This is a genomic window from Arthrobacter sp. Soil762 (genome assembly GCF_001428335.1).
In the GTDB taxonomy this organism is placed as follows: domain Bacteria; phylum Actinomycetota; class Actinomycetes; order Actinomycetales; family Micrococcaceae; genus Arthrobacter.
Window position 1 is genome coordinate 58,346 of sequence record NZ_LMSG01000002.1, and the last position, 17,775, is coordinate 76,120.

The 17,775-nt window shown below is 65.1% G+C and carries 12 protein-coding genes and 1 pseudogene; 2 read left to right on the forward strand and 11 right to left on the reverse strand.

What is annotated here, in order from left to right; translation table 11 throughout:
- Nucleotides 1-7: 7 nt before the first annotated feature.
- Entirely contained in the window at nucleotides 8-847 is an 840-nt protein-coding gene (locus ASG77_RS04870) for an ACT domain-containing protein (RefSeq protein WP_056341836.1), read from the reverse strand.
- 148 nt (nucleotides 848-995) lie between these two features.
- Between ASG77_RS04870 and ASG77_RS04875 the strand changes: the two genes are divergently transcribed.
- Entirely contained in the window at nucleotides 996-2,099 is a 1,104-nt protein-coding gene (locus ASG77_RS04875) for an FUSC family protein (protein WP_056341840.1), read from the forward strand.
- Here the strand turns inward: ASG77_RS04875 and ASG77_RS04880 are convergent.
- From ASG77_RS04880 to purB, 9 genes and pseudogenes are all read right to left on the reverse strand, one after another.
- A complete protein-coding gene (locus ASG77_RS04880) occupies nucleotides 2,063-2,689 on the reverse strand; it encodes a thymidine kinase (protein ID WP_056341843.1) in 627 nt (208 codons plus the stop codon). The two genes, ASG77_RS04875 and ASG77_RS04880, sit on opposite strands and share 37 nt — an antisense overlap.
- Before the next feature lie 116 nt (nucleotides 2,690-2,805).
- The gene (locus ASG77_RS04885; RefSeq protein WP_056341846.1) at nucleotides 2,806-4,623 is read right to left on the reverse strand and encodes an ABC transporter permease; all 1,818 of its coding nucleotides are present in this window, start codon (nucleotides 4,621-4,623) and stop codon (nucleotides 2,806-2,808) included.
- Nucleotides 4,620-5,686: pseudogene (locus ASG77_RS04890) on the reverse strand (ABC transporter ATP-binding protein). The gene ASG77_RS04885 and the pseudogene ASG77_RS04890 overlap by 4 nt, the downstream one beginning before the upstream one ends.
- A 38-nt stretch (nucleotides 5,687-5,724) precedes the next feature.
- A complete protein-coding gene (locus ASG77_RS04895; RefSeq protein ID WP_056341849.1) occupies nucleotides 5,725-6,801 on the reverse strand; it encodes an extracellular solute-binding protein in 1,077 nt (358 codons plus the stop codon).
- 224 nt (nucleotides 6,802-7,025) lie between these two features.
- Nucleotides 7,026-7,460, reverse strand: a complete 435-nt coding sequence (locus ASG77_RS04900; RefSeq protein WP_082575848.1) for an acyl-CoA thioesterase — start codon at nucleotides 7,458-7,460, stop codon at nucleotides 7,026-7,028.
- Between the two features lie 76 nt (nucleotides 7,461-7,536).
- Nucleotides 7,537-8,040, reverse strand: a complete 504-nt coding sequence (locus tag ASG77_RS04905; protein ID WP_056341852.1) for a GNAT family N-acetyltransferase — start codon at nucleotides 8,038-8,040, stop codon at nucleotides 7,537-7,539.
- A 97-nt stretch (nucleotides 8,041-8,137) separates the two neighbouring features.
- Nucleotides 8,138-13,027 (reverse strand): NAD-glutamate dehydrogenase, encoded by a 4,890-nt coding sequence (locus tag ASG77_RS04910; RefSeq protein WP_056341855.1) that lies wholly within the window; start codon nucleotides 13,025-13,027, stop codon nucleotides 8,138-8,140.
- 115 nt (nucleotides 13,028-13,142) lie between these two features.
- Nucleotides 13,143-13,814 carry a histidine phosphatase family protein gene (locus tag ASG77_RS04915; protein WP_056341858.1) on the reverse strand — a complete coding sequence of 224 codons (672 nt, stop codon included), beginning with the start codon at nucleotides 13,812-13,814 and terminating at the stop codon, nucleotides 13,143-13,145.
- A gap of 215 nt (nucleotides 13,815-14,029) precedes the next feature.
- Nucleotides 14,030-15,472 carry an adenylosuccinate lyase gene (gene purB / locus ASG77_RS04920; RefSeq protein WP_056341862.1) on the reverse strand — a complete coding sequence of 481 codons (1,443 nt, stop codon included), beginning with the start codon at nucleotides 15,470-15,472 and terminating at the stop codon, nucleotides 14,030-14,032.
- A 472-nt stretch (nucleotides 15,473-15,944) separates the two neighbouring features.
- Between purB and ASG77_RS04930 the strand changes: the two genes are divergently transcribed.
- Complete coding sequence (locus ASG77_RS04930) at nucleotides 15,945-17,276, forward strand: hypothetical protein (RefSeq protein ID WP_056341869.1); 1,332 nt, start codon at nucleotides 15,945-15,947, stop codon at nucleotides 17,274-17,276.
- Nucleotides 17,277-17,284: 8 nt separating this feature from the next.
- Here the strand turns inward: ASG77_RS04930 and ASG77_RS04935 are convergent, their stop codons facing one another.
- Entirely contained in the window at nucleotides 17,285-17,713 is a 429-nt protein-coding gene (locus ASG77_RS04935; protein WP_056341872.1) for a phage holin family protein, read from the reverse strand.
- Nucleotides 17,714-17,775 lie beyond the last annotated feature (62 nt).

Genomic DNA, 17,775 nt, shown 5'->3' on the forward strand with positions numbered 1-17,775 from the left:
GAGCTGACTACATGCGGGGAGCGGACGCCGGCCGGTGGGACAGGATTTCGGCGAGCTCGGCGAGCCGGTGCGCGCGGGCTGACTCGGCGGGCGTAAAGGGTTCGCCGGGACGGGCGAAGGTGATGGGTCCGTGCCAGGCGGTGGGGATCTTCAGGCGCGTGCCGGCGTCGTGCTTTTCCAGGACCGCCTCCGCAGGAGTGAGGATGCGGGCGCGAAGCAGTTCGGCGACTGCCAGCGGCAGCTCGTCCGGGGCGTCGGCGATCCTGGCCGCCAGGGTCAGCGCCTTCGTCTGGCCGTCCGCCATGGCCAGGGCGGTGGTGGGCCAGACCCGCGAACGCGAGCCGCCGCCGTCGTGCAGTGCCTCCAGCAGGTGCCGTTCGCTGAGGTTCCCCGGCGCCGAGAGCACAAACTCGTCCAGAACGCCGCCGGCAACGGGGTGGACGTGGATGCTGAGGATGTTGGTATCCAGACGGGCCAGCGCCCGCGTGATTTTCTGCAGCGAACCCGGGTGGTCCTGGATTACCGTGCGCGCCCGCCACAATGCCGGTGCGCTGCCCAGCTTCCTGTGGTGCCGGAGCGCTGGCGCGTGCAGCCAGCCCCGGAGCATCCGGGCGGCGGAGGGCTCCGCCACCCAGATCACCAGCACGGTGGCCGTGAGCGTGAGGACCAGCACCTTGGCAAGATACGGCAGGTGCGTTCCCACCACGAGGGCGTGGACCAGCAGTTCGATCGGGAGCATAACGGCCACGTTGGCCAAGGTCAGGCGGGTCTTGGTGGGTTCCGGCATCAGGCCGCAGACTTCACAGCTCAAATCAGCCGCGGCAGGGTTCCTTGCGGTGGGCTTCATGCCTCAAGGATCACAGCGGGGTGTTTCGGCGGCGTTGCCCTGCTGTTCCGATTGTGGGAACAGGCTGCGGCGTAGGATCGATGTGGACGTCAGCGCGGCCGCCCGCCAGTGATGTACCGGTTGGACTGCAGGAAGGCGCCATCAGCACGTGAAGATCCTCGCTGAGATGTTCAGCATCGCTCCCGCAAACAAGGATCACCACCCGGCGCTCCGCTGTGCTGTGGGCGTGTTTATTCCGCTCCTCACCCTGGTACTGCTGGGCCGGCTGGACTTGGCGATCTTCGCCTCCTTCGGCGCATTCGCCGGGATCTACGGCCGCGGCGAGCCGCATGGTTCGCGCTTCTCCCTTCAGCTCCGCGCCGGCCTGCTGATGTTAATGGTCATTCTCCTGGCCTCGCTGGCGGCCCGCGCCGGCGGTTCCTGGGGACTGGAGGGGGTCAGCGCCACCTGGCTTCTGGTGCTGGCCACTACCGTGGTGGCGGGCGGCTGTTCCGTGGCCATCTCGTGGCTTCGGCTGCGGCCTGCCGGTTCCCTGTTCCACATCTTCGCTTTCGCGGCCATTGGCTCGATCCCGAATCAGCCGCCGCTCTGGGAAGGCATGCTGGTGGCCATCCTCACCACCGCTCTCTGCCTGCTGATCGGCTTCTCTTCGAGGGTGCTGCCCGGCCACCGCACACCCTGGGTCTGGCCGCGCCCGCTCCGCCGGACTCCGGACGAGCGGCGGACGGCCTGGCTGGAGGGACTGGGCTATTTCGTGGCAGCCGGGCTGGCCGGGTCGTTGGCCACCCTGGCCGGCCAAAGCCTGGGTTTTGGCCACAACTACTGGGCCATGGTGGCCGCGGTGGTGCCGCTGGTGGGGCACACCACGGTGCACCGGGTCCGTCGCGGCGTGCAGAGAATTATCGGCACGGTTCTTGGACTCGTGGTGCTGGCCGGGATCCTGATGCTGAACCTGGAGCCGTGGCAGACCGTACTCGTTATGGCTCTGTGCCAGTTCGGTGCTGAGTTGTTCATTGCTCGCCAGTACCTGCTTGCGCAGGTCTTCGTGACGCCGCTGGCCCTGATCTCCACGCTCCTGGTGGCGCCGGCCTCGCCCAGCAGCCTGCTCCGGGACCGGATCGTCGAGACGGTGATCGGTGCCGCCGTCGGGATCGCCGTAGTGCTGGCACCCGCGCTCTTGCGGCGGGTGCGGCGCGCGGTGCGAGCCGCCAGGCCTCAGGAGCCCAGCCGGCCGCCGGACTCTTCGAGGTAGCAGGAACCGCAGAGGGATTCGTACCAGACGTCCTGGCCGTCGATGGCCACCTGGTCGCCGTCGAACACCACCTCGTTGCCTACGCGCCGCGTGTTGAAGATGGCCTTGCGCCCGCACCGGCAAATGGTTTTGAGCTCTTCCAGCGTGTGGGCAACCTCCAGAAGCCGGCGTGATCCCGGGAACGCATGGGTCAGGAAGTCCGTCCGGATGCCGTAGGCCAGGACCGGGACGTTGTCCAGGACGGCGATGCGGAACAGGTCATCGACCTGTGCCGGGGTCAGGAACTGTGCCTCGTCCACCAGAAAGCAGGCCACCGGCTTCTGGTCCACGTGCTCCAGCAGCGCATCCGGGTCATCGCCCGCCGCATGGGCGGCGAAGAGTTCGCGCACGGGGGTGGTGGCGGAGAGCAGGAATTCCACGGACCGTGTCATGCCCAGCCGGGACACAATGTCCTTATCGCCTTTGGTGTCCACGCCAGGCTTGGCCAGCAGGACGCGCTGTCCGCGCTCCTCGTAGTTGAAGGCGGCCTGCAGGAGTCCGGTGGACTTTCCGGAGTTCATGGCGCCGTAGCGGAAGTAGAGCTTGGCCAAGAGAGTCCTTTCAAGGGGTCCGGCTATCGATCCTATGCCGTACGACGCAGGCACGCGGCTGCCGCCCGTCCCGCGGACCGTCCGCCGCCGCCGTCGGATACTGTTCCGCAGGCCGGTCAGCGCACGGTAGCTGCAGGCTCCTTGTCGTCCGAGACGTTGCCCGAAGAAGCAGCCAACGAGGAACCCGGAACCGGTGCGGCCGGGATCCGGCGGGGGCGCTTCTGCCTGATGCGGCGCCTGCTGGTCCGGCCGTAGACCAAGTACATGGTCAATCCGGTGATGACCATCAGCAGCACTGTGTACACGAATGTGTTTGCCACGCCGACCACGCCTTCAGCGCCATCGGTGTTCGCCTTGATGACCAGGCCAAGGGGCTGGACCAAGGGGTGGGCCAGGAAGATCGCGGTGTCATAGTCGTCCAGCATGCTGTTGAAGTTCAGGGCTGTAATGGCGGCGGCGGCCGGAAGCACCAGAGGCAGTAGGATGCGGCGGAAGACGTAGAGGGTCTTGGCGCCCATGATGGCCGCCGCTTCCTCCATTGACGAGTTCACCGATGCGAATGAGGCCTTGAGCATGCGGAGGGTAAACGGGATCTTGACGGTCACGAACGCGATCAGCAGGATCACTGTGGTGCCGGTGAGCACCGCTCCGCCCACCAGTGGATTGGGGTGGTCGTAGCTGATGATCAGGCCCAGCGCGAGGAGCGCCGACGGCAGGATCCACGGGATGTGGAGCAAATACTCGAACACCGTGGTGACCCAATTCTTGTACTTTTGCAGCAGCCGGGCCACAAACAGCAGCCCGCCCACCGCGATGATGGCGGCGAGGGCGCTGTAAACGACGCTGATGATGAACGGCCGCAGCCCCGACGGCTGCGTCAGGACCCGCGCGTAGTTGTCCAGGGTGAGGCTGCCGAGCGAGATCTCCCCGGTTTGGATGGCGGCGCCGTCGGCAAACGAGTACACCACGATCAGCACCACCGGCAGCGTATACACCGCGAACAGCAGATAGGCGATGGTGTGGACGGCGGCATTGGTCACCGGGTTGGTGATCTGCTGTTTCTGCAGGGCCGAGGAAACCTTGGAGACCGAGAAGTATGTGCCGCCCTTTTCCAACCGTGACATCACCGCGAGCATCAGTATGGTGGCCACGCCAAGGATGACGGCAAGGAGGGCTGCCAGATCCCGGGACGTGGGGCTGTTGGTGAAGGTCAGGATCATGGGGGTGATGGTCTGGAATTCCCTGCCACCCAGCACCTGCGGGGCACTGAGGGCACCCAGGCCGGTGAGGAAGGACAGGATGGTGACGGCGAACAGCGTGGGCTTGAGCATGGGAAGGACGACCCGGCGCAGGATGGTCCAGTCGGACGCGCCGAGGTTCTTGGCCGCTTCAATGGTCTGGTAATCCACGCCTTTGAGCGCGTTGGCCACGAACAGCATGTGGTTGGTGGTTGTGGCGAAGGTCATCACTACCAGGACTGCAAAGAAACCGGAGAACCACGCCGGGTCCATGGTGGGAAACACTTTCATCAGCAGGGACGTGACGATGCCCTTGTCCCCGTAAATGAATTTGTAGCCTGCGGCCAGCACGATCCCCCCGTAGATGAACGTGGAGGCGTAGCCCAGGAACAGGATTCGGGATCCGCGGATCCTGAAGTACTGCGTGACCAGCACGATGAAAATCCCCACCACGTTGACCGTGACGGACAGGGCCACGGCCAGCAGGAAGCTGTTGCCCAGGGACTTCATGGCCCGCTGTGAGGAGAACAGCTTTTCGGCGGCGCGGCCGGAGAAGCTGCCGTCCGGAAAGAAGGTGGCAATCAGGACGTTGAGGTTGGGCCACACCAGGAACGCGGCGATGAACCAGGTGAGGACCACGCCCACGATCAGGACGAACGGGGAGCGGACCATGCTCTTCGCGGACGGGGTGCTCATGGCAGGGACACGGCCTGGTCCTGCCTGTCGAGCGCCTTGCCGCTGTCTGGGTGGTACTGCAGGATGTGGCCGGGCTGGACGTAAAGGGTGGTCGCGGTGCCGGTCTCCGGGTGCACGCCACCGTCCTCCTTGACCAGCAGCCGGATTTCCGCGCCGTGGCTGCGCACAACGTAGCGGCTATGGAGGCCGTGGTACGTGCGTGACACCACTTTCCCGGAAAGGCCGACGGCGGTGCCTCCGTCCGCGGGCGGGGTCAGGGACGCCTTTCCACGCGGAGGTAGGAGTTTGCCGCGGGGCTGAGTCCGGCCCCGGAGATCCGGTTCACTTCGGCCATGAACTCCGGTGTGAGGGCTGAGCTGTCGCCGATGAAGTTGCAGACAAATTCCGTGGCTGCCTGGTCGTAGATGCTCTGGGGTGTGTCCACCTGCTCCACCACACCCTTGTTGAAGACGGCCACCCGGTCGCTCATGGCCAAGGCTTCATCCTGGTCATGCGTTACGTAGACCGTCGTGATCCCGAATTCACTCTGCAGGTCCTTGAGTTGCTGGCGCAACTGGTGCCGGAGCTTCGCGTCCAGGTTGGACAGCGGTTCGTCCAGCAGCAGGATCTTGGGCTTGAGCACCAGGGCGCGGGCCACTGCCACGCGCTGCTGCTGGCCGCCCGAAAGTTCCGCCACGTTCTTGTGGAGCTGTTCATCGCTGAGCTCCACGCGGCGGGCGATATCGCGCACCAGCCGGTCGCTTTCGGCTGATTTCTCCTTCCGGACGCGGAGGCCGAACGCGATGTTTTCCCACACACTCATGCTGGGGAACAGCGCATAGTTCTGGAACACCATGCCCACCTGGCGCTTGTCGCTGGGCAGTTTCGTGACGTTTTTCCCGTCCACCTGCACGGTTCCCCTGGAGGGCTCAATGAACCCTGCCAGGGTGCGCAGCGCCGTCGTTTTGCCGCAGCCGGATGGACCGAGCAGTGTGAAGAATTCCCCGGGCCTGACATGGAGGTCAAGGTTGGGGATGGCAGTGAAATCGCCGAACGTGACTTCGATGTTGTCCAAGCGGATCATGGTAAGACCTGTCTACGTGGGACTGAGGGTGGGGATGACTACTGGATGTATTCCAGCTCGATTTTCTCCACCCACGAACCCATGTTTTCCTGGACGAATTCCCAGTCAATGTCCTGCTGCTTGAGGTCGGAGAAGAAGTCCACCACGTCGGGGTTCGCCTGCGCTGCGGCACTCTTGTTCACCGGCATCGAATTGAACTGCTTGGCCCAGGCACCCTGCACGTCCGCGCTGCCGAACCAGTCGATGAACTTCTGTGCTTCTTCCTTCTGGTCTGTCCCCTTGACGAGGGCCACCTGCTCTACAGCGAGGGGGACGCCGACCGACGGCTTGACGGTCTCCACGTTGACCTTGAAGGTCTTCTCACGTTCGGCGACGATGGACGACGGCATCTGGCCCATGTCCGTTTCGTCGCTGGCGATGCGGGCAAACAGGTCCGTCTTGGGCACAGCCGGGCTGCCGTGCTGGAAGTACTGCTCCGCCTGCTTCCAGCCTTCATCGGAGATACCGAGGTCGCCGGAGTCGTCCTTGTAGCGGGTGAGGATACCGGCGAAAACCAGCTGCGCCGTGGCTGTACCCATGCCCGTGACCCGTTCGTAGCGGTCCTTGAATTCGTCTTTGGTCCAGAGGTCCGTCCAGTCTTTGGGAGCGGCATCGGCGGCCACCTTGTCCGAGTTGTAGCCCAGGAGGATCGCCTGCTTTACCAGCGGCCAATAGGCTTCGCCGTCACCGAGTGCCTGGTCAACTTCGCCCGCCCAGGCCGGTTTGTAGGCCTCAAGGGCGTCCGCGGCCTTGATCTGTGCGAAGTACATGTTGTTCAGTCCAAACGCCACATCAGCAATCGGGTTGTTCTTTTCGGCGATCAGTTTGTTGGTGGCGTCTGCTCCGCCGGCGCCTACAACTTCGACCTTGTAGCCCGCTTTCGCGGCCTCAGCGGTCAGCCACTCACCCCGGCCTTCGCCATTGGAATTGGTGTAGATCACGAGGGTTTCGCCGGAACCTCCCGCCGGTGCGGACGAGGAATCACCGGAGGCTGCAGGGGTGGGTGTTCCTCCGCCGCAACCGGCAAGCAGGGTGATGGCGAGGACGGCGGCGGCCAGGGTTTGGACTTTACGCACGATCAGGACTCATTTCTTCACTGGAACGAACCGGAGCATATTCCGGCAACTCTATAACCGGGCCGGTCAGATGAGGGCTATAAATGCTATCGATTTGATAAACAGCCCGGCTGACTAGTCTTGTCCGGTCAAGGGAACATCCAGCGCACGGTTCATTAACTGGCCGTGAACGTTGAGGGACCTGCTCCTGATGTGTCAGTGACGGAAGACCGACACGTCCTGCCTCAGTCCTGAATGAGGGTTTCCGTCAGGTGATGCGTGGGAATCCGGTCCCGCTCATAGGTGATTTCGGTGTAGCCGTGGGGCTCGGGCTTGCCGGCCGGGCTGAGGTTCACAAAGACGATCTCTTCGATGGTGAGGATGCTTTGGCGCGTGATCATGTTGCGGACTTCGGCGCGCATGGTCAATGACGTCCGTCCGAAGCGCGTCGCCGTCAGGCCCATTTCCACAAGGTCTCCCTGCACCGCGGAGCTCACGAAGTTGATCTCCGAGATGTACTTCGTGACCGCACGGCCGTTGCCAAGCTGGAGGATGGCGTAGATTGCGGCTTCCTCATCGATCCATTTCAGCAGGCTGCCGCCGAAAAGGGTCCCGTTGGCGTTCAGGTCCTCCGGCCGGATCCATTTGCGGGTGCGGAAGGTGATGTCAGTGGATTCCATATGGCGAGGTTAGCGTGCCGCGGCGCAGGTTACGTGGTGGCAGTTGTTGTGTAACGGGCCGGCGCCCGGATTTGGCTCAGGCCATGGCCGTGTGGGCGGCGCTGTGCGAGTCAATCGACTTGGCGTAGCAGTACGAGTGCTCCACTCCCACGTAAGCGCCAAAGTTGGGGACGGAATCGAAGCCGGAGTTCTCGTAGAAGTTCCGGCCGTCCGGCTGGGCCGACCCTGCTTCGGCCTTGATGCGTGTGATGCCCTGCTTGTGCGCCTCCGCTTCGAGGGCCGCCAGGATGGAGCTGGCCACGCCAGAGCCGCGCGTATACGGGAGCACGTAGAGCCGCTTGATTTCGGCCGTGGCGCTGTCCAGGAGCCTGAGTCCGCCGCAGCCCACGGGCTGTCCCGAGCCTTTGTCGTACGCCACCAGGAACACAGCACAGTCAGCGCCCGACGGCGGGGTCCCCGGTTCGTGGTCAGGGGTACCGAAGCGGGCGTCCAGTTCCGCCTGCTGGGCCCTGCGCAGGTCGGCACCCACAGGGTTGGCCCAGGTGACCTGCCTGATGTTGAGCCGTGGGTTGGTCTGCATCGCTGCCTCGTTTCGCCGGAAGGGTGATGCAGATCAAGCCTACGAAGCCCCGGTTACCGTGGTGTTTCCTTGGCGTAAGCGTCCGGAGAACTACGGGCTACCGGCGGACCAGGGTCCGCAGCAGCTTCAGGGCGACGGAGATCGAAGCGATGTCCACGTTCCCTGGTTTGGTCACTTCGGCAAACGTGTCCTTGATCCGGGCCAGCTGCTCCTGGTACCCGCGTTCCCAGGCCACGATCCGCTCCACGGCATCAACTCCTGCGGCTTGCTGCGGAGTGGACGTCATGACGGACGTGGTCATGTCGGCGACGGCCGCATAGACATCGTCGCGCAGCGCCGCCCGGGCCAGGGCTTCCCAGCGTGTCGCCCGGGGCAGGTCCGTGATTCGCAGCAGCAGCCTGATCGCGCTGATGCGCTCCAGGATCGCGCAGTACACGTCAATGACTGCGGTGACGGGTTCGGAGACCTGTTCGGAGATTATGGATGCGTCCAGGATCATGAAGCTTTCCAGCAGGTCCGAGGCCCGTTTGCTGAGCTTCGGCGGCAGCCCGGCGCTGTCCCAGTGCGTCAGCCGCTCCTGCACAAGGTCCAAATCGGCACCCCTCAGGTAGCCCGAGATGCTGCCCTGCAGGGCGTCCAACGCGGGTGTGATCCGCGCCAGCGCTCCAGCGATCGGTTGGTCCCGGTGGTCGTGGGTCACGTACCAGCGGGTGCCCCGGTCCAGAAGCCGGCGCATGTGCAGGACCACGCCGGCGCTTTCCTTGATGGCGAAACCCGGCGGAAGGCCCGCGATGGTCGCCACCATTGAATCCAGCTTGTAGGCCTCACGCAGGACCACGAAGGCCCTGGCCACTGCGGCAGCGCTGGCCGTGGTTTCCTCGATGGCTCGGAATGCGAAGGTGATTCCGCCGATGTTGATCATGTCGTTGGCCACCATGGTGCCCACGATCTCGCGGCGCAGAGGATGCCTGTCCAGCTCGTCGCCGAAGCGTTCCACGATCTGGCGCGGGAAGTAGCTGCGCAGCGTCTGCCTGAACCAGGGGTCATCGGCCAGGTCGCTGGCGTTCAGTTCCCGGGCCAGCTCGATCTTGGCGTACGCGGCCAGCACGGAGAGTTCCGGAGAGGTCAGCCCTTCCCCGCGCTGCAGGCGGGCATGCAGCGCCTCCGTGCTTGGCAGCCCCTCAAGGTTCCGGTCCAGGTCCGTGGTGGATTCCAACCAGTCCATGGTCCGTTCGAAGCCGGGACTCCAGTTCAGCACCAGCTGCCGCTCGGCCACGAGGAGCGCGTTTTGCTCGGTGTTGTCCTTCAGGACGAGCCGGGCCACCTCATCGGTGAGTGAATGCAGGAACCCGGCCCGCTCCTCCCGGCGCATCAGTCCTGCCGCGATCATCGCATCGACGAAGATCTTGATGTTGACCTCGTGGTCCGAGCAGTCCACCCCGGCGGAGTTGTCGATTGCATCGGTGTTCAGGATGACGCCGCCCAGCGCGGCCTCGATCCTTCCCCGCTGGGTGATGCCGAGGTTCCCGCCTTCGGCAATAACCCGGACCCGCAGCTCGTTTCCGTTGATGCGGATGGCGTCGTTGGCCTTGTCGCCCACCTCCGCATGCGTCTCGGTTGAGGCCTTGATGTAGGTGCCGATGCCGCCGTTGTAGATCAGGTCCACCGGCGCGCGGAGGATGGCCTGTAGGAGTTCCTGCGGCGACATGCTGCTCCGGCCCTTTTCGAGGCCCAGCGCGATCCGGACCGTATCGCTGATCGGGACGGCCTTCGCCTGCCGGGAGTAGACGCCGCCGCCCGCACTGATGGCCCGGGCGTCATAGTCGTCCCACGAGGAACGGGGCAGCTCGAACAGCCGCCGGCGTTCGGCGAAGGAGGCGTCCGGATCGGGGTTGGGGTCAAGGAAGATGTGCCGGTGGTCAAAGGCTGCGAGCAGCAGGATGTGATGGGAGAGCAGCATCCCGTTGCCGAACACGTCGCCACTCATGTCGCCGATGCCCGCCACCGTGAATTCCTCGCGCTGCGTGTCCAGGCCCAGTTCGCTGAAATGCTGCTTCACAGACTCCCACGCACCGCGTGCCGTGATGCCCATTTCCTTGTGGTCGTAGCCCACGGACCCGCCGGAAGCGAAGGCGTCGTCGAGCCAGAAGCCGTACTTATGGGCCACCTCGTTGGCGGTGTCTGAAAATGCTGCCGTCCCCTTGTCGGCCGCCACCACCAGGTAGTAATCGTCGCCGTCGTGCCGGACAACATTCTTGGGGGCCACCACCGTGCTGCCGCTTCCGGAACCGAGCAGGTTGTCTGTGAGGTCAAGCATTCCCCGGATGAAGATCCGGTAGCTCTCCTGTCCCTCCGTAAGCCACGCGGTCCGGTCGGCTGCAGGATCCGGAAGCTGCTTGGGGTAGAAACCGCCCTTGGCCCCGGTCGGCACAATCACCGAGTTCTTGACGTTCTGTGCCTTGACCAGCCCCAGGATTTCGGTCCTGAAATCCTCGCTGCGGTCCGACCAGCGCAACCCGCCGCGGGCCAGCATCCCGAACCGCAGATGCACCCCTTCGACCCTCGGCGAATAGACCCAGATCTCGAACTTCGGCCGGGGAAACGGCGCATTGGGGATGGCCGCCGGGCTGAGCTTAAAGCTCAGGTAGGGCCTGTCCAGGAAATAGTTCGTTCTAAGTGTGGCCTCGATCAGGTTCATGAACGTGCGGAGCAGCCGGTCGGCGTCGAGGCTGGGGATTTCCTCGATCGCGGCCATCAGTTCCTTCCTGGCGGCGGTCGTGTCGCGGAGGCGCCTGGTCCAGTCAATGCCGGTAACGAATTTGGCGTGGAACAGCGCAAGGAGTGCGTGCGTGGCCCGGGTGTTGGACAGCAGGGTGTCCGCCATGAAGCCATAGGAATTCAGGGTGCCCAGCTGCTGCAGGTACTTGGCGTAGCTGCGGAGGACCACGGCCTGGCGCCAGCTGACCCCCTCCCTGATCACCAGGGCATCGAAGCCGTCCGATTCGATGTCCCCGCGCATGGCCGCGCAGAACGAATCCGCCAGCAGCATACTGGTTTCCAGGGGATCGATGCCGGGCGGGTACTTCAGCCCGAGGTCGTAGAGGAAGAGATCCTGGCCGCTGGCGCGCCGAACCTCAAAGGGGCGCTGGTCCAGCACCTCAAGCCCCAGGTTGTGGAGGAATGGCAGGAACCGGGTGAGACTCTGGGCGTTGGTCAGGTAGAGGCGCATCCGCGCGTCCTCTGCCGGCGGCCGCGTGGCTTCTGGCCGGACATACACGGTCAACAACGGGTCGTACAGTGCCCGCCCGCCCGTCCCGTCAAGGTCGAATTCCTCGAAGGCGGCGATGTCGCGGACCGCGTCCTCGGTGTCGTGGTCGGCACGGTAGCCGGGCGGAAACGCGCCCGACCAAAGTGCCGAGAGCCGCGCCGCCTCCTCTGCGGTGAACCGGTCACGGAGGGACTCGTCCAGGCCCTCCGTCCACGACCGGCTTGCCGCCACTACACGCCGCTCCAGCTCCAGGGGGTCGACGTCGGGTGCTGGCGTCCCGGGGCCCAGCAGGATCCGGAAGAACACCCGGGCCATGGGGGAGTCGCCCAGCCGGACCTCGAACTCGATGGACGGGGATTTGAAGGCGTGCCTGAGTTCCTGCTCGATCCTGAGCCGGACCGCAGTGTTGTAGCGGCGCCGGGGAAGGAAAACCAGGGCGGACATAAAGCGGCCGATGCTGTCCGGCCGCAGGAAAAGCCGCGTTTGGCGGCGCTGCTGCAGGCGCAGGATCTCCGTGGCCAGCTGGGCCAGATCGTGCTGTTCCATATGGAACAGCTCGTCGAGTGGAAACGACTCCAGCACCGCCAGCAGTTCCTTGCCCTGCTGCGAGGCAGTCGTGAAACCAAGGTGTTCCTGCACGGCCAGGACCTTGTCCCGGACCACCGGAATGCGGCGTACGGACTGGCCTGTGGCGCCCGGGGCGAGCAGGCCCACAAAGCGCCGCTCTCCGGCCACGGCTCCGCCAACGTCGAAGATCCGAAGGCGGATCTCGTCCAGGTAGGCGGGCCGGGGGACCGAGGAACGAAGATCCGATGTGGCGAGCGTGAGTGCCCGCGGGCTGAGGAGGTTTGCCTCCCCTGGCCCCTCTGTGTGAGAAGCGCCGGAGGCCGGGCCGGTCCCGCCTTCCGGACGGTCCTCCCGGAGCAGCCCCAGCCCCGCGCCCGCCCGCACCCGCAAGGCATCCCGACCGCCCGCCGTCGTGCGTTCATATTCGCTGTACCCGAGGAACACGAAGTTGCCGTTGTCCAGCCAGAGCAGCAGTTCCCGGAGCTGATCCGCGGCCGGGACGGTGCCGCTGGGAAATCCATCAACGGAGCCGACGGCGGCCGTCACCTGGGCATGGATGGCTGGGAGGTCTTCGGCGACTGCCTGCACATCGGCGAGCACCTCGCGGAGGTTCGCAATGACTTCCTCGGCGCCCGAATCCCCAGGCAGCCTGCCGATTTCCACGGCCACCCAGGTCTCTGTGGTCCGCTCCTGGTCCCCACCCAGCTCGTCCGGGCGGACGTCCGGGATTTCCGCGTGGCCCGCGTTCGCCGCTGTCAGCCCAGCCCGCGAAGGCCCATGCGCGACGTCCAGCAACGCATGCGTTTCAGGGTCCCGCCGCACCCGGAACGTGGGGTGCACGAGCAACCGGATCGACGCACTCTCCCTGGTCAGCTCGGCTGTCACCGAGTGAACCAGATGGGGCATGTCATTGGCGACAGCCATCACGATGCTCGCATCGGTTTCATTCAGGACCCCGACGACGGACTGTCCGGGAGCGCGGATGCCCGCTAATTCCGCGTGGTACCGAGCCCGCCGGCCCAGAGTCTCCGGACTGTAGTCCAGGAGGTCCTCCGCCGCGACGTGCTCGTAGTAGTCCGTCAGGAAGGATTCGTTGGTCTCGAACTGACCGGCAGCCCGGTCCCGGGCGGCCGGCGCGGTTTCGCGTGACATTCCACTGCGCCTCCACGGCAAGGGCTGGCACCACGCTTCGTGGTCCTCTGGGGAAGCCTCATGCCTGACTTCATCATGGACGCCCCGCCATACGGCGTCCAGTGTTTCCCAGCGGCTACGCGGCTCCGCCCATGGGGTCCTCGGCGGTCGGATCCGCGAGAGCGAGGCCGCCCACCGGGCTCCCGTCCCAGTGGATCAGCTTCCAACCGGCGCCGGGGCCCCCTTCCAGGGCCACGATGCCCGTGTTGGACAGGACGTGGCGGGCTGCGAACTCATGGTCGGCGCCGGCGGCGCGGAGCCCGGTCCAGGTGCGGATGGCCGCGCCGTGACTCACCACGGCCGCGACGGCGGAGCCACCATTGTTGGCCGCGCGCTCGGCAATCCGGTTGATGGCGGCGTCGTACCGTTTGAAAAACTCGTGGCCGTCCGGGCCCGCCGGCATCCGGCGGTCCAGGTCACCGGCTGCCCATGCGAACACTGTCCCCATGTAGCGCATGTGCGACTCGTGGTCGGTCAGTTTCTCCAGCGCCCCTGCTTCGATCTCGTGCAGCCCATCCAGGACTTCAACCTCAAGTCCTTGGAACCGGGACAATGGCGCGGCCGTGATCTGGGTCCGCAGTAGCGTTGATGCGTACAGGGCGCCTATCCGCTCATTGGCCAGAGACCGTGCCATGGCCTCGGCCTGGCGTTCTCCCAGCTCGGTCAGCCCCGGCCCCGGGTGGGCGGTGTCCAGCTGGCCGAGTACGTTGCCGGGGGTCTGTCCGTGGCGGATGAGGAGCAGCTTCATGACTCCAGTTTCGCATCCGGCGGCGAAATCCGGCGTTTGCCTACCGGGGTCGCGGCGCGCGTTCCTGCCCAGTTGCTGGTACCCGCTTGTGGCAAGCCACCGCGTTTCGCCCGGAGACGCCCGATCCTGATCGAGCAACTGGGCGGGAACAAACAAGCGCCGGGCCCCTCAGGAGCCCGGCGCCGCCGTCGTAGTTCTTGTGCCCGCGGGCGTGATTACTTGAGGTGGTCCACCAGCTGGTCAGCGATGCCGGTGTACTTGCCCGGCGTGAGGGCGAGCAGCCGCGCCTCGGCCTCGGGGGAGAGGCCCAGGCTCTGCACGAATTCCTGCATGCGGGCGGCATCCACACGCTGGCCGCGGGTGAGGTCCTTGAGCCGCTCGTACGGGTTTTCCATGCCTTCGACGCCGGCAATCGCCTCGGCGCGCATGACCATCTGGATGGCCTCGCCCAGGACTTCCCAGTTGGTGTCCAGGTCCCCGGCGAGCACGTCTTCGGCAACATCGAGGCGGTCAAGGCCCTTGGCCACGTTGGAGATCGCCAGCAGGGAGTGGCCGAACGCCACGCCGATGTTGCGCTGGCTGGAGGAGTCGGTGAGGTCGCGCTGCCAGCGGGAGGTCACCAGCGTGGAGCCCAGCACGTCCAGGAGGCCGGAGGAAATTTCCAGGTTCGCCTCGGCGTTCTCGAACCGGATGGGGTTGACCTTGTGCGGCATGGTGGAGGATCCCGTGGCGCCGGCCACGGGGATCTGGGCGAAGTAGCCGATGGAGATGTAGCTCCACATGTCCGTGCAGACGTTGTGCAGGATCCGGTTGAACCGCGCGACGTCGGCGTAGAGCTCGGCCTGCCAGTCGTGGCTTTCGATCTGGGTGGTCAGCGGGTTCCAGGTCAGGCCCAGGCCCTCGACGAAGGACTTGGCCACCTGCTGCCAGTCAGCGCCGGGGACAGAGGCCACGTGGGCTGCGTACGTGCCGGTGGCGCCGTTGATCTTGCCCAGGTATTCGGTCTTCGCGATCCGGTCCAGCTGGCGGGTCAGGCGGTGCGCAATGACTGCCAGTTCCTTGCCCAGGGTGGTGGGCGTGGCCGGCTGGCCGTGCGTGCGGGACAGCATGGGGACTGCGCGGTTGACCTCGGCCATCTTGCTGATCTGGGCAACGAGGGCGCGTGCGGCGGGCAGCCATACGTCCTCCACAGCACCCTTGACGCCCAGGGCGTAGGAGAGGTTGTTGATGTCCTCGGACGTGCAGCCGAAGTGGACCATGGCGGTCAGGTTCTCGATGCCGATGGCGGGCAGCCGGCGGCCGATGTAGTACTCTACAGCCTTCACGTCATGGACGGTGACGGCTTCGATTTCGGCGAGCTCGGACACCGAGGCGGAGTTGAATTCGGTGACGATCGCGCGGAGCTCTTCCTGCTGTTCCGCGGTGAGCTGACCTGCGCCGGGAAGGACATTGTTGCTGGTCAGGTGGATGAGCCACTCGACTTCCACGGCCACGCGGTCACGGTTCAGGGCTGCCTCGGACAGGTAGTCAACGAGGGGCGCAACGGCGGACTGGTAACGGCCGTCCAGCGGACCCAGGGCGATCTGGTCCGGTGACGCGGCGAGGGCCAGGCGTCCGGAGGGCGTGCGGGTATCAGCTGTGGCGGCAGTTTCAGGCATGTGCTGATTCTTTCATGAACTCTTCACTGCCGCTTAAGCCGTCCGTCTGATGTGCACAACGGCGTGACTTGTCCACATGGCCGACGGCGGTGCTTCCGTCACGTGGGCGGCATTCCGTAGCGTCAGGGTTCAGGACTTGGCGACTCGCGGTGGCAAGGGGAGAGGGAATGAGCAGCGACCTGATGATAAGTGACTTGGCGGCGCTAATAGCGCGTGGCAATGAGGTTCAGCACCTGGCTGGGCGGGTTGCTGTGTGTGCGAGGCGCGTAGAGGCGGTTCTTGCCAGTTTCAGGCAGATCCAGCTCCTGGATTGGCAGTCACCGGCCGGGAGGGCGTACCGGAACTCCGTAGCCTTGCAGGAGGTTGCGCTGGGACGGGCGCTCGGGCGGCTCGAGGATGCCCGGCTCGCAGTGAACCGCCACGCGCAGGTAGTTGGGCCGCCCTCAGGCGGCAGCCAGGCGGGGCAGTACCGATGGCCGAGGTGACGCCATCTGGCGGCGCCGGGCCCATCCAACTGAGCAGACCTGCCGACGACGGCGGAATGGAAGTCAGAGGCGGCATTGGCGGCATCACCTTCCAGCTTGAGGAACTCATGGGCGGAGCGGAGAAGCTCGATGATCTTGCCGACGAGCTGACCGCAGTGGAGACCGAAGTGCAGCGGATTCACGATGGCATACGCATGTCCCAGACGGATGCCTGGTCCGTGGGGACAGAGGCCGAAATTTCCTTGGGCGAGGCCCAGCGGAGCGTGCAGGCCGTCCGCGCAGAGCTGCAGGGAATCAGCAGCCAGGTGCGGGCCAGCAAGCAGGACTACGAGGCGGCGGAGGTACTGACCAACTTCTTCGCAGACATGGGCATACCCTCGCTCAAGGACTTTGAACACGTGCGCATGGACGTCGCGGGCATGCTCCCGGACCTTCGCGGCACCGATCTTATGTTGCGCAACGCTGCGAGGGCACGGCACGACATTCTGAGCCTTGCGGAATCCCTGGTCCCCGCGCTCAAGCCCCGCCCTGTTGCTGTTGAGCGCTTGGAAACGCTACCTATTGAGTTCGACGGCTCCCTCGCTTCGCTCTTGGAGCGGGTACGGATCATCGACGAAAGGGGCCGCGGTTACATTGAGGTCCTCGAAACGGATAGCGGGGGACAGAAGGCCTACGTGGTAGTAATTCCCGGAACGCAGACGGGAGGAGAAATGGGCGGGACCAACCCGTTCGATGAAGCAGGCATCGTTGAAGGGGTTGGCCACGGCTCTGCGGATGTCAACGCGGCCGTGCTGGAGGCTTTGCGGGGCGTCGGCGCCGAAAAAGGGGCGCCCGTCGTGGCCGTGGGCTACAGCCAAGGGGGAATCCATGCCATGAATCTTGCCGCCGACGAATTCTTCCTCAACGAGTACGACTTGAAATATGTGCTCACGGCCGGCTCCCCGGTGGGTAGCATCGTTCCAACCGCCGACGTCGATGCCCTGCATCTGGAACACCGGCAGGATTGGGTGCCCGGTACTGACGGGACAGCGAACCCGGACACCCGGAATCGCGTCACGGTGACCCTCATCGACCAGGTGGACACGCCAGAGGGCAGGGACTTCGGACTGGGTCCGGGGCACCAGATCACTCATTACCAGGAAGCCGCCCGCCAAGTCGCTGCCAGTGATGATCCCTCTCTCATGGCGTCAACCGCTGTTCTTGGCGGAGTGCTGGGAGCAGGCGGCACCGCGACGGCAACGCGTTTTGCTTTGAGCCGTTCGAAGCGCCCCACGCCACAGCCCCCTCCGAGGCCGTCGGAGATTGACCGGACGAGGTAATCCGCCCGTCAGCGCTTGCCGGCCCCTGTCAGCCGCCCGGCAACCAGAGAAATGAGCGTGATGATGATGGCCGCGAGGACGGCCGTCCAGAAGAACGAATCGATGGTGAAGTTCACCGGCGTGTAGCTGCTGAGCCAGGACGTCAGATACAGCATGGCGGCGTTGATGACGATGGTGAACAGGCCCAGCGTGAGGATGGTGATGGGCAAGGACAGGAAGCTGACCAGGGGGCGGACAAACGCGTTCACCACACCGAAGATCAACCCGATGAACAGGTACGCGAGAATGATGCCGACGGTCTCCGTACCCTGCGTTACGCCCGTGTTGGCCACCGCCGCGGTAGTGGCCGAAGTGGAGATATCCAGGCCCGGCAGTATCCAGCTGGCAATCCAGAGGGCCAGCCCGTTGATGAGGACTCGAACAATAAAAGAGCGCATACGCCCATGCTGTCACACTGCCCCTGGGCCCCGCCTGTTCGCCCGCCCAATCCGTGCCGTTC